Below are 13,391 nucleotides of genomic sequence, written 5' to 3'. Positions count from 1 at the left end.
AGCCGCCGAGGTTTCTTCCCGCGAGCGGCTCTTTTTATGCTAGCACTGCGCAATTTGGCGATACTACTCTCGGTCGGCCTTTCGACCGCAGGATGTTTCGTTGCGCGCGAAACGGTCGATACCAGCGCTGCGGCCGATGCTCACGCCGAATTTAACGCGCTTTTGGAAGCTGCCGACGAGCCTCCGGCGAAGGAGATCGCCCCCCCATCGGGCGACCGTACTCATAAGTTTGACGTCGCCAACGCCGAGCGGCGTTTGCAATCGACGATTCAACTACCATCGCGCAGCGGTCTGCGCGGCAAGATCGTCGAGACCGACGGCTGGCGCCTGGTCGGCGCCGACCGACGATTTTTGACCCCCTATTTCCGCCAGACGCATTGGAGGCATCGCGAGCTGGAAGCGGTCCTGCAGGAAGAGACCGCCGACGCGATGTTGTTGGCGGCTACCGAATCGGAAAATCTGCTGGTTCGTGCAACCGCGGCGATCGGGCTGGCGCGACGCGATCAATTGGACTCGCCGTTATTGATGGCTGCCGTCGAAAACCGAGACTTGCCGACGTCGACTCGCTCGGCGGCGCTAGAGGCCTTGGCGCTGGCCAAGGATCTGGCGGCGGTGGATCAATTGTACGATTCACGCGAAACATGGATGGCGGCCGAAGAGCCTTCCCCGGCCCAACTTCTCGGCGCCGAGAAGTTGGAGGCGGAGTTGATGTACGCGCTGGCGCTGCGTGAACATGTTCGCAGCGACCTGCGCGTGATCGAAGCGCTCGCCTCCGAGTACGACAACGTCCGAGCCGCCGCGCTCGACGCGATGTATCTAGATTGGAGCGGAGAACTTCCGCCTGAAGCGGCGCAGTTGCTGGAAGATCGCGCGGAGATGGTTTCATCCGCCGCGCGACGAACCGCCGCTCCGCTCGATGAATTGCGTTCCGCCCTGGTGTCGGCGGTCATGAGCCTACGTCGAGATGCAATCTACGGGATGGCGCGCTCTGGCCAGCCGGAAGCGCTCGACGCGTTGGCGAAACTGGACGAAAACGCGTCGATTGTCTGTCTGATCGCAGCGACCGACGTTTGGGCCATTCGAGGAGACTTTCAGCGCATCGCTGACTTGGCGACCCATCCCGAACATCGCGTCCGCAGCGCTGTGGCCGAGCTGTTGACGATCGATCTTCAGCAAGAGTTGCTCGCCGCTGTACCCAAGCTGCTTGACGATCCTAGTTCGCAAGTTCGTGATCGGGCGCTCGATTCGCTGGAAGGCTGGCCGAAACAGCCGGCGACCGCCGCCATGCTCACCGCATTACGGAAGTCGGAATCTCCCTATACCGGTAAAGTCATCGCCCAGCGATTGGCGGCGCGTCTGCAGGAACCTCCACTCGCGGCCGACGAAACGGTCGCGGAGGCGCTCGCCCGACTCGAGGAAGCGTGGCGCGTCCAGTTTGGCTCGCTGCCGGAAGAAAACGTCGCCGTCTCCGAAGATCGAGTTTCCCGCCAAACGGCTCTCGAATTGTTGCAGTTGGTGCAGCAATACGAGCAGGCGAAAACGCCGCAGGAAACGGACGCCGCCAAGCGGTTGTTGTTGACGAAACAAACGGTTTTGCTGACCACGCTTGACCAGCTTGCCCCCGAACTGCAAGAAGTGCCGCTTCCTCGATTGCGAGAAAATGTACTGCCGGAGATTAGCGCCGACTTCGCTGCTTGGCGGCGCGCGACGCAGTCGTCTGATACGATGCGGCTCTCGGCTCTGCGCGAACTGACGCAGGCCAGCCGGAAGCATTTGCTGAACCAATATTTGCTGCAACAAGTGGCCGATTCGTGTCGCCTGGACGCGGCCGAAGAAGAGATGCACGCGATTCTGGAGATCATCCAGCAAGACAGTCGACCGGCTGCGGCCCGCATTGTCGGGTTGGCGCTGCATCATCGCGCGGCGACCGTACGCCGGCAGTCGGTCGCCTGGTGCGAGCGGTATGCGAGCCACGAGTATGCAGGCATTCTCTCGACGTTGTTAACCGACAAAGACCGCGGCGTTCGCTTGGCGACCGCGGTGGCGCTGCGCTACTATCCAGGCCGGTCGACGACCACCGCGCTGTTGGGAATGATCGGCGATAGCGACGATGACTTGGCGGTCGCGGCAGCCGGTTCGCTCGCGTATCTGCATGTCCAGGAAGGGATCGACGCACTGAATCGATTCTCTCGCCATCGTATCGAACGAACGCGCCGTTTGGCGGTCGAAGCGATGGGAATCAGCGGCGACGAAGCGTTTGCGCCCACCTTGATCCGGATGCTGGGAGAGTCGCAAAGCGTGCGGCGCGCGGCGCTCGAGGCGCTGCCGAAAGTCGTGGGCGAGGACATCGCCGCCAAGGAAAAAGGATTCCACGACGCCAACTCACAGATCGCCGCCTGGCAAGCATGGTACGCCGCCAAAGTCAGCAGCACGCCGACGACGTACTAAGAAGCATTTTTCTTCGTAGCCCGAAGCGCAAGCGAGGGAAATGCGGTCGGGAAAATGTCGAATGACTAAATCCTAATGTCTAATGAAGACCGAACGACCAAGTCGTTTCTTACTTCATTAGACATTAGACATTCTAGCGGCGGCCGCTTTCTCTTTTTGCGGCGAAGCGACCAGCAAGCAGCCAAGCGCGTATGCGCCAAAGATTGCGCCGTTGAAACAAGCGTCCCCGGTCAGCGTGTAGCGGAAGAAGGGGAGCGCGGCGGCGTAGCACTCGACCAGGCCGCTCCAACTTGCGTCATACATCGGCAGGCCGAATCCGGCCGCCGTCGACGCCCAGACGGCGAAGTTGCTAATCACGAAGAACAGAACCGAGCCGCAGACCGAAGCGCCGCCAAGCAGCAGACCGCTGGTTAGTTTGCCGAGCCAGCTGTCCATTTTCGGTTGGAAACGGCGGACGGCGACTCCCAGAAACACCGGCAACGCCAGCGCGACGTAAACCGTCAACATCACCGGCCATGCATAGCCGCCGATCAAGACGTCACTTAGCGTGGTGATCCAGATCGGAACCATCAACGCCCAGCGGACGCTTGAGAGCTTATAGCCTGCGAACATCGCCAAAGCGGCCGTCGGTGCGACGTTGGGATAGCTGCAGAGCATCCAGCGCAAAGCGACGCCGATCGAGATTAGCGACAGGACTAGCAACAATCGTTCAACGGTTTCTTTTTTCATCGTCTCTCTGCATTGACACATGATTTGTTCCCACCATCTTACACGGTTATTCGTACCGCTGAAAACGCCACAAGACGACGTCATCTGGGGCGATTTCGACCAGTTCGCAACTACGTGTCGCCAATTTGTCGTTGACGCGGAAAATCCAATTCCGGCCATTTCCCTCGTTTTTAACGTCAGCGATCGAAAAAACGAACCGCGTTTCGTCCGATCCGCGGGCTTGCAACTCAAAACCACGCGGGTGTTGACTGGCCGTTTGGGTTGCGGTGAAGACGTTTTCCGCCTTCTTCCAGGGTATCTGCGTGTAGTGAATTTCGCTGCCGTCGCCAAAATCAATCACGACTTCGACCGTTTTTTCGGGTTCTGCCGAGTAGGAAGTGCCCGCGAGTCCGGCTAGTGCGATACCGAGGCTGAAAAATAGACGCCGTGAGATCATGTCAAAATCCTGCCAAATAGAGGGGCAAAGGCCGGCTTTTATTTTAGCTCGTCCGGCGATCTCTCGCGAGACAGTTGGTGACGCTGCCGCGGCTTGCCCGAAACGCTATAATTCCTTCGATGAATTTACCTTACGTCGCTATGACCGGCGACGATATGGATTACTCGCGCAGAAGGACGCCGCTCGATGTTACCGACCGCGACGATTACGCTCTCGTTTCCCCAGGCCGGTATAGCCCTGCTGACCTTCAATGATCCCAGCAAAGGGGCCAATATTCTGAGCCGCTCGGTGATGGACGAACTAGCGGCCCATCTCGACGAGATCGATGGCTGCGAAGACATCTACGGCGTGGTGATCACGTCTGGTAAGCCTGGCATCTTTATCGCCGGCGCCGACATTCGCGAGTTTGTCGCTTCGGTGGGCGCTTCGAAAGAAGAAATCGCCGCGATGAGCCAGCGCGGGCAACAAATTTTTGCTCGACTTTCGAGCAGCCGCTACATGAGCGTCGCCGCGATCGATGGAGTCTGCGTCGGCGGCGGCGCCGAACTGGCCGTCTGGTGCGATTGTCGAATTCTTTCGACCGGACCCAAAACAGAACTGGGATTTCCCGAGGTGAAACTGGGCATCTTCCCCGGCTGGGGCGGAACAGTCCGTTTGCCGCGAATTGTCGGCCTGAGTAACGCCGTCGAAATGATTACCGGCGGCGGTTCGATCTCGGCGGCTGAGGCCGCGAAAATGGGATTGGCCGACGACTTCACTTCGCCAGACGATCTGGTCGCGGCGGCGATTCGGATGATCGAGCAAGATCAAGAGAGCAAGTCGTATCTTCAGGATCGCGAAGTTCGTTCCGCCGCGATCGAGTTGAGCGAAACCGAAATGGGTTTCCTGGGAGCGACCGCGTCGGCTTACATTCAAGGCCAGACCAAGGGACAGTACCCGGCGCCGATGGCGGCGCTCGAAGCGTTGCTCGGGGGCGCGATGGTCGACGCCGAGTCGGCTCTGGCGATGGAAGCGGAGGGATTAGCCGGCCTGTTCGGCACGCCGGTCAACGCCGCGCTGATGAACGTCTTCTTTCTGACGGATCGGAACAAAAAAGACGAAGGGGTCGACCAAGACGACGTTGAAAAGACGAAGATCGACTCGGTCAGCGTGATCGGCGCCGGCATCATGGGCGCCGGAATCGCCGCCGCCAGCATTCGCCGCGGGATTCTCACCACGTTGTCTGACGCCAACGCCGAGGCGCTTCGCCGCGGAGTCGCTGGGGTGTTGGATGAAGCGGCCTACGACCGCGACGCCGGCAAAAAAACAATCTCCAAAGCGGTCGAAGGCGCCGCGTTGTTGAACGCGTCGACCAGCGACAGCGAAGTCGCCGCGTCAAAATTGGTGATCGAAGCGATCGTTGAGAACTTGGAAGTCAAACGTAAGATCTACGCTCGACTCGAACCGCAACTGGCCGATGACGCGATCCTGGCTTCCAACACGTCGACGCTGCCGATCACGCAATTGGCCGCCAATTTGGCGAAGCCAGAGCGGTTTGTCGGCATTCACTTTTTCAATCCCGTTCGCAAGATGAAGCTGGTCGAAGTAATCCGCGGCGAGCAAACGAGCGATGCGACGGTCGCGTCGGCGGTCGCTTTCGCCAAGCGGCTCGGCAAGTTTCCGATCGTTGTGAACGATGGCCCCGGATTTCTGGTCAATCGACTCCTCTTTCCGTACATGAACGAGGCGCTCGCCTTGTTGCAGGAAGGAGTTTCGATGGAGAGGGTCGACAAGTGCGCGAAAAAGTTCGGCATGCCGCTCGGCCCCATCACGCTCTACGACATGGTCGGCATCGACACCGCGTTTTACGCCGGTCGGACGATGTACGATGCATTTCCCGATCGGACGCTGGCGTCACCGATTTTGCCGGCGCTGGTCAAAGCAGGACGACTCGGACAAAAGTCGGGGATCGGCTTTTACAGCTATGAGAACCGTAAACGAAAAGCGCAGCCCGATCCGGGAGTGGCCAAATATATCGATCCCTACATCAAAGGGATGCCGCGTGACGAAACGGACGCCCAAGTGATCGATCGCCTGTTTCTGCCGATGCTGCTGGAAGCGACTCGCGCGATGGAGGCGAACATCGTGCGCGACGTTCGCGACATCGACCTTGGGTTGATTTTCGGGCTTGGTTTTCCGCCGTTCAAAGGAGGCTTGATGTTCTGGGCCGATACGATCGGCGCCAAGCAATTGGTCGAGCGTCTGAAACCGTGGGAAGATTTCGGCACGCGGTACAAGCCGACCGAACTGCTGTTAGAGATGGCCAAAACCGGCAAGAAGTTTTACGACCTGTAATCACGATCGATTTCCGTCGGCCTAGGCGGTAACCCAACAAAAGGATGACGGCGATGACACAAGCCGTAGTGATTGATGGAGTTCGCACGGCGATTGGCCGCGCACATGCCGAAAAGGGCGTTTTTCGTGACGTTCGTAGCGACGATCTGGCGGTTGCCTGCGTCGAAGCGTTACTGGCGCGCACCGGCGTTCCTCCGCATGAAATCGAAGATGTGATCTTCGGCAATACGCAGCAGACGCTCGAACAAGGACTGAACGTCGGTCGCCTGATCGGACTGATGTCGGGCGTTCCGCATACCGCCGGCGGCGCGACGATGAACCGTCTGTGCGGCAGTAGTCTGCAAGCGCTCAACCAGGCCGCGCACAGTATTCTTGCCGGCGCCGAAGATGTCCAGATCGCCGGCGGGCTCGAGCATATGCAGCATGTGCCGATGGACCATGGACTCGACATCAACCCGAAACTCTTTCAGCAAACGTCCAAAGCGGCGCTGATGATGGGAATCACGGCCGAATTTCTGGCGCAAACGCAAGAGATCACGCGCAGCGATCAAGACGAGTTCGCGTTGGCCAGCCACAAAAAAGCGACCGCCGCGCATGCCGAAGGAGAGTTCAAAAATGAAATTGTCCCGATCTACGGCCGTAACGAAGAAGGTCAGCGTACGCTGATCACCATGGATCAGTGCGTCCGGACCGACGCGAGTATCGAAGCGCTCGCGGGCTTGCAGCCGGCTTTCATGCCGGGCGCCGGGACGGTTACCGCCGGCAATAGCTCACCGCTCAATGATGGCGCCGCGGCGCTGCTGCTGATGTCAGATGGGAAAGCAAAAGAGCTGGGCATGAAACCACTGGTCCGCGTCGTCGCGACGGCGGTCGCCGGCGTCGATCCCAGCGTGATGGGGACCGGACCAATTCCCGCGACCCAAAAGGCGTTGAAGCGAGCTGGCCTGAAGATCGAGGACATCGACTTGATCGAGTTGAACGAAGCGTTCGCATCGCAGGCGCTCGCCTGCATCCGAGCGCTCAAGCTCGACGTCAGCAAGGTCAACGTTCGCGGCGGCGCGATCGCGATTGGCCATCCGCTCGGCTGTAGCGGCGCTCGAATCGCGACGACGTTGATTCATGCGATGGTCGACCGCAACGCGAAGTATGGTCTGGCGACGATGTGCATCGGGGCCGGCCAGGGAATCGCGACCATTTTTGAGCGGATCGACTAGCATGTCGGCCCCGATCCATGGCGAGTCGATGTTCGAACTGTTCGTCCGTCGCGTTACAGCGAGCGGTGAGGCGCCGGCCCTCTGGACGTACGAAGCAGGGGAATTTCGAAGTTGCACATGGAAAGATCTCGCGGCGGATGTGGCTGCAGTCGCTGCTAGCTTGCGTCGCTTAGGCGTCGCGCCGGGCGATCGAGTGGCGGTGGAGTTGCCCAACTGTCACGAGTGGATCGTCGCCGACTTGGCGCTGGCCGCCGTCGGCGCCGTCAGCGTGCCGTTGCATGTGACGTATAAGACCGAAGAGCGACATCGTCTGCTGAAGCATAGCGGCGCAAAGCGATCGATTCGTTCGCTGGCCGAGGGAGATCCGACGCAGCCTGCCGGCGATAACGAAAACGTCCGTCTGATTGATTGGATCGAGTGCAGCGAGTTGGAGTCGTGGGAATTTCTGACGGTTGACGCTGCGGATCTCTGCGACTTTGCGCCGCCGGATCCCGCCTCTTTGGCGACGATCGTTTATACCAGCGGGACTACCGGCGAACCGAAGGGGGTCATGCTATCGCATTCGAACCTGGCCTTTGACGCGCTGGCGTTGGTCGAAGCGTTTGAAGATTCGGCGGCAGATCGGCGACTCACCTTTTTGCCGTTCAGTCATTTGTACGCGCGGACTTGCGATCTTTATACGTGGATCATCTTAGGCAACGAGTTGGTCCTGGCTCGCTCGCGCGAGACGATTTTGGACGACTGCAAGTTGATGCGGCCGACCTTGATTAACGGCGTTCCCTACTTCTATCAAAAAGTGGCCGACGCAGTGCGGGCGCAGGGGAAGATCAACGAACCTGGCGCGTTGCAAGCGATGCTCGGCGGTCGCATCAAAATGTGCGCCAGCGGCGGCGCGGCGCTGGCCGACTATGCGGCCGAGATCTTCGCCCAGCAAGAGACGCCGATCCGCAACGGCTATGGACTGTCAGAATCGGCGCCGGTCATTACGGCATCCTCCAAAAAGGTCTATCGCCGCGGCAGTGTTGGCAAAGCGCTCCCCCGCGTCGAAGTCAGAATCGCCGACGATGGCGAAGTGCTGACGCGCGGACCGCATATCATGCAGGGTTACTATCGAGACGAAGCGGCGACCGCGGCAGTGATCGACTCGGACGGTTGGCTGCATACCGGCGATCTGGGGCGACTGGATGAAGACAATTTTTTGTTCATCACCGGCCGGAAAAAAGAGTTGATCGTCACCGCTACCGGCAAGAAGGTGGCGCCGGGACAGATTGAATCGGCGTTGGCATCCGATCCGCTGATCGCCCAGGCGATTGTGATCGGCGAAGGTCGCAACTTTTTGACGGCGCTGATTGTGCCGGATCCGGACGAGCTGCGGCGGGAGATTCGCCGGCAGCACCTGTGGGTCTTCTCGCGCCGCGGCGCGCTGCGGCATCGCAAAGTATTGGCGACTTACCGCGAGCGGATCAATCACTTGTTGGCCGATCATCCGAAACATGAGCAGATCGCCCGGTTCACGCTGATGGGACGCGGGTTTACCCCGGATTCTGGCGAGATGACCCCCAAATTATCACTCCGCCGCGAACTGATTCAGCAGAACTGCGCGGCCGAAATCAACGCGATGTATCGATAGCAAACGAAGCAGTGTCGTAACGAATAGGAGATTCCTGTCGTTTGTAACCCTATGGTAAAACAGGGTTTAAGCGGCAGATGTTCAGAAAAGAAAGCAGGCGGAACGTCGTTTATACGGTAAAATGGAGTTCACCCCTGGAAGGAGATCCCCGATGTCGACCCAAATGCCTGAAAGCCCTCGCCCCGACTCCAATGATCAAGAGTCGTTCGCCGAAACCGCCCTCAAATTAGGCGGCAAAAGCGCGGAAGAAGCACGACGCACCGGCGCGATCGACAGCGCCGACGATCAGGTTGAAAAGCTCTTTCTGCCGCAGTATCAAACGGTCAACAGTCCGGCGCACCGCGTGGTGTGGGATCGCGGCTTTGACATCGATCTCTTTTTGCCGAAGCCGGAAGAAACGCCGGCAGAGATTCGCAAGGTGATGGACGATTCGATCGCCGTCGTCAATCGTTTCAAGGCTGAAGGAAAGCTGCACAACGAAGAAGGCAAGATCACCGCCGAGGTGATGGACGCGTTGGGCGCCGCCGGCTATTGGGGGCTGCTGGTCGACAAAAAATATGGGGGCAGCGGAACGCCGTTCCGCAGTTTCGCTCCCTTTCTGACTCGCATGGCGATGGCCGATCCCACGATCGCCGGGCTCGCTTCGGTGCATGGCTGCATCGGCGCGGTCGATCCGGTCGGAACGTTCGGCGACGAAGCGCAAAAACAGCGTTGGCTGCCAAAGTTGGCGAGCGGCGAGCGCTTGTCGGCGTTCGCGCTGACCGAGCCTTGCGCCGGGTCTGACCTGACGGCGCTGCGTACGACGGCTCTGCTGCAGGGAGATCACTATGTGGTCAACGGCGAAAAGCTGTTCATCACCAACATCACCCCGGGACGAACGATCGGCCTGGTTTGCCTGATCGAAAACAAGCCGGCGGTGCTGGTGGTCGATTTGCCGGATGAAGAGAACGAAAACTTTCAGCTGCGCAAATATGGCTTGTGGGCGCTGAAACATACCTACAATCGCGGCATCATCTTCAAGGATTTCCTCGTTCCGAAGGAGAATCTGCTCGAGCCGATCAAGGGGAACGGCCTGACGATCGCTTATCACGGGCTCAATCTCGGTCGCATCTCCCTTTGTGCGAACGCCGCCGGAACGATGCGATTGATGATGGGCAGTATGATTCCGTGGGCCAAGTTCCGTGAAACGTACGGCGAACCGATCGCCCGGCGCGAACTGGTCTGCCGCCGACTTGGTCGCATGGCCGGATTGATTGTCGCCGCCGACGCACTGGTCGCTTGGTGCTCGACCTTGATTGACTCTGGCTATCGCGGCGAAATGGAATGCATTATCGCCAAAATCTTCGGCAGCGAAGCGCAGAAGGAAGCGGCGATTGAGCTCTACATGAAAACGCATGGCGGTCGATCGTTCCTGCATGGTCACATGTTTGGAGATAACGTCCACGAGTATCTCGCTCCTTGCATTTACGAAGGAGAAGGAGAGATGCTAGGGATGGCGTTCTTCAAATCGCTCGTCAAACAGCATGGCACGAAGTACTTTGAAGCGGTTGGCAAAGCGCTGGCCGCCGCCGGAATCAAAAAGCCGAATCCGCTGAATCCGGCGCATGCCTGGGCGCTGAAGGGCGCTGTTGCGCCCTACGCCGGTTGGCTGATGAAGGAATACGTCACGCCGAAACCGCGTCCCCACTACCCGGAGATGCCGAGCGATCTGAAAGCCCATGCTCAGTTTGCGTCGGAAGGGTTACAGGCGATGCCGCTAACGATCTCCGGCGTGATGCGCAAGCACCAGTTGAAGCTGGCTGATCGCCAGTGCCGGATGTCGCTCCTCTCGGGTCAGGTGCAAAAATTGATTACGATACTTTGCACCAGTTTGTACGCCGCGCAGCAAGAGAACGAAATGGTCCGGACCGCGGCCGACATCATCTGCCGCGATTTGACGAACGAAATCCTGAACAAACCGGTCAGTGATCGTCACTTCCGCCGCGTGACCGCACTGGGCTCGGCGATCGCCGAGAACGGTTTTCCCGGGGTCGAAGGGGCGCCGGACGAAATTTTGATGAAGTACGAGAAATAGCGATTAGCAAAGGGAATTGCCGGTGAGAAACTTGGGCGTCATCTTGCCGGCGGCGGGTCGCAGCACGCGGTTTGGCGATCCGCGACAGAAGAAGGTCTACGCGCCTCTGGCGGGCAAAGCGGTTTGGCTGCATAGCGCCGAACGCTTCGCTGCGCGGGACGATGTGCGGCAGTTAATCGTCGTTATCTCGCCCGAGGATGAAGCGTCGTTCCGCGAAGACTATGCGGCGGATATCGAACGGTTGCATCTTTCGATCGCGCTGGGAGGCGCCGAGCGCAGCGATTCGATCGCCAACGCATTGGCGCTGATCGACGAAGCTATCGAGATGATCGCCGTTCACGATGCGGCTCGGCCATGCCTCAGCGATCGCCTGATCGACGACGTGTTCGCCGCGGCGATCGAACATGGCGCGGCGATGTTGGCGACTCCGGTCGCCGGAACGCTCAAGCGGGTTTTTGATGATCACACGATCCAAGAGACCGTCTCGCGGGCTGGAATCTGGGAAGCGCAGACCCCGCAAGTCTTTCGCCGCGATTGGTTCTCCGCGGCGTACGAAACCCGCACGGCCGAAGCTGTGACGGATGATGCGCAATTGCTCGAAAAAATGGGACGCCGCGTGCTGATCGTCCCCGGCTCGCAGTTGAATCGGAAGATCACGACGCAGGAGGATCTGGTGATTGCGGAAGCGACGTTGGGGATGATCTGACGTTCTCTTCGTAGCCCGACACGCCAGTTTTGAAGTTTTGGAGTTGCGCTATTTGCAATTCACGAACGATCGAACACGAATGAAAGACGTTAATACGGCCAGAATCAACCGCAAATCGTCACACTAGCCCGCCAGCGCCAGCGAGGGAATAGAGTTGGCGATCCTAACACGGATTGAAGTGGCGAGCCGCTTTCCCTCGCTGGCGCTGGCGGGCTAGTGTTCGATGGATTCGAAATAGCGAAACCTTAAAACTCGCGTTTCGGGCTACGAAGAGAAATGGTGACTCGGTCGGCACAATTCTAGCTTTGGATTGTGGTCTCTTGCCGACCAGGCCTATTGCCGGCGATTGGCTCGCCTTTTCCTGGAGCCTCTGCGAACCTAAAATGGCCCCTTGGCTCTGAATTCTGCTGGGCCGCTTGCGACGTTTCACTTGCTGGAAGCTTCTGATGAACGATATTTTCGCCGATTTGAAGTGGCGCGGACTGGTCTATCAAACCACGGCGGACGATCACCTGCAAAAATGGCTGAACGAAAAGCCGCGGACTGTCTATGCCGGATTTGATCCGACCGCCGATAGTTTGCATGTCGGAAGTCTGTTGCCGCTGATGCAACTGCGGCGATTCCAAAAAGCGGGCCATCGACCGATTGCGCTGGTTGGTGGAGCGACCGGCATGATCGGCGATCCGAGCGGCAAAAGCGCCGAACGCAATCTATTGTCGGTTGACCAGCTCGAAAAAAACGTCGCCGGCATCAAAGCCCAGGTCGCCAAGCTGGTTGACTTCGATGAGACGCCGGAAGGCGCGCAGTTGGTTAACAATTTTGATTGGATGAACAAGTTCACCTATCTCGAATTCCTGCGGGATGTCGGTAAACATTTTCCCGTCAACGTGATGATGGCGAAGGACTCCATTCGGAATCGGTTGGAGCGAGAAGACTCGGGGATTAGCTACACTGAATTCAGCTACATGCTGCTGCAGGCGTATGACTTTGTGCATTTGAATCAAGCGTACGACTGCGAGCTGCAGATCGGCGGCAGCGATCAGTGGGGCAACATCACCGCCGGCACCGAGTTGGGCCGCCGCATGCATCAGAAGCAGTTGTTTGGTATGACCTGTCCGCTGCTGACCAAAGCGGACGGTACGAAGATGGGAAAGACCGAGTCGGGCGCCATCTGGCTCTCGGCCGAACGAACCAGTCCCTACGCGTTTTATCAATACTGGTTTAACGTCGCTGACGAAGATGCTGGCAAGTGCTTGCGATTTTTAACCGAACTGTCCCACGAAGAAATCGAGACTCTCGACAAATCGCGTGCAGAAGAACCGCATCAGCGCGCCAGCCAAAAAGGCCTGGCTGAACATCTGACGCAGTTGATCCATGGCGCCGAAGGATTGTCGATCGCCAAGCGAGCGACCGAGATTTTCTTCGGCGGCACGATTGAAGACATGAATGACGCCCAGTTGGGCCAGATCTTCGCCGACGTCCCCAGTAGCGAGCTCGCACGCGATCGGCTGACCGGTGACGGGCTGAGCCTGCTCGACGCATTTGTCGAAGCCGGACTGGCCAAAAGCAAAGGCGAGGCTCGGCGTGCCGTTAGCCAGGGGGGCGCCTATGTCAATAATGTGCGCGCCGAAGGGGTCGACCAGGCGCTGACGGAGCGTGATTTGGCGAGCGAAACGGTCATGGTTTTGCGGAGCGGCAAGAAGAAATACGCACTGCTACGTTTCCAAAGCTAGTTCGAGCGACCGGCGCCGACATCGCTAGCGGTCGCAGGTTTCAATTGACCTGTCGCCGCGGCGCCCGTAATATTTCGACAGCCCTCC

General features: G+C 58.9%; 9 protein-coding genes. 7 read left to right on the top strand and 2 right to left on the bottom strand.

What is annotated here, in order from left to right:
- Window positions 1-36: 36 nt before the first annotated feature.
- Window positions 37-2,448 (top strand): HEAT repeat domain-containing protein, encoded by a 2,412-nt coding sequence (locus M4951_RS19620; RefSeq protein WP_262023326.1) that lies wholly within the window; start codon window positions 37-39, stop codon window positions 2,446-2,448.
- Between the two features lie 117 nt (window positions 2,449-2,565).
- On the opposite strand, the gene M4951_RS19615 is transcribed toward M4951_RS19620, so the two are convergent.
- Together M4951_RS19615 and M4951_RS19610 are read right to left on the bottom strand one after the other, a co-directional pair.
- Entirely contained in the window at window positions 2,566-3,177 is a 612-nt protein-coding gene (locus M4951_RS19615; protein WP_262023325.1) for a DUF6580 family putative transport protein, read from the bottom strand.
- Window positions 3,178-3,223: 46 nt separating this feature from the next.
- A complete protein-coding gene (locus M4951_RS19610) occupies window positions 3,224-3,613 on the bottom strand; it encodes a DUF4430 domain-containing protein (protein WP_262023324.1) in 390 nt (129 codons plus the stop codon).
- Window positions 3,614-3,799: 186 nt separating this feature from the next.
- Between M4951_RS19610 and M4951_RS19605 the strand changes: the two genes are divergently transcribed.
- The 6 genes from M4951_RS19605 (at window position 3,800) to tyrS (ending at window position 13,304) form a co-directional block, all read left to right on the top strand.
- Window positions 3,800-5,947 (top strand): 3-hydroxyacyl-CoA dehydrogenase NAD-binding domain-containing protein, encoded by a 2,148-nt coding sequence (locus M4951_RS19605; RefSeq protein ID WP_262023323.1) that lies wholly within the window; start codon window positions 3,800-3,802, stop codon window positions 5,945-5,947.
- A 44-nt stretch (window positions 5,948-5,991) separates the two neighbouring features.
- Window positions 5,992-7,161, top strand: coding sequence for an acetyl-CoA C-acyltransferase FadA (fadA, locus tag M4951_RS19600; protein WP_410050405.1), 1,170 nt, complete (start codon window positions 5,992-5,994; stop codon window positions 7,159-7,161).
- 1 nt (window position 7,162) lies between these two features.
- Window positions 7,163-8,791 carry an AMP-dependent synthetase/ligase gene (locus tag M4951_RS19595; RefSeq protein WP_262023321.1) on the top strand — a complete coding sequence of 543 codons (1,629 nt, stop codon included), beginning with the start codon at window positions 7,163-7,165 and terminating at the stop codon, window positions 8,789-8,791.
- Between the two features lie 151 nt (window positions 8,792-8,942).
- Window positions 8,943-10,865, top strand: coding sequence for an acyl-CoA dehydrogenase family protein (locus M4951_RS19590; protein ID WP_262023320.1), 1,923 nt, complete (start codon window positions 8,943-8,945; stop codon window positions 10,863-10,865).
- A gap of 22 nt (window positions 10,866-10,887) precedes the next feature.
- Window positions 10,888-11,571: a 2-C-methyl-D-erythritol 4-phosphate cytidylyltransferase gene (gene ispD / locus M4951_RS19585; protein ID WP_262023319.1), complete on the top strand. Its 684-nt coding sequence runs from the start codon at window positions 10,888-10,890 to the stop codon at window positions 11,569-11,571.
- 446 nt (window positions 11,572-12,017) lie between these two features.
- Window positions 12,018-13,304, top strand: coding sequence for a tyrosine--tRNA ligase (tyrS, locus tag M4951_RS19580; RefSeq protein ID WP_262023318.1), 1,287 nt, complete (start codon window positions 12,018-12,020; stop codon window positions 13,302-13,304).
- Window positions 13,305-13,391: the final 87 nt, after the last annotated feature.

It is taken from the genome of Blastopirellula sp. J2-11 (assembly GCF_024584705.1).
Taxonomy (GTDB): domain Bacteria; phylum Planctomycetota; class Planctomycetia; order Pirellulales; family Pirellulaceae; genus Blastopirellula.
This window is presented reverse-complemented; position numbering and strand designations above follow the sequence as displayed.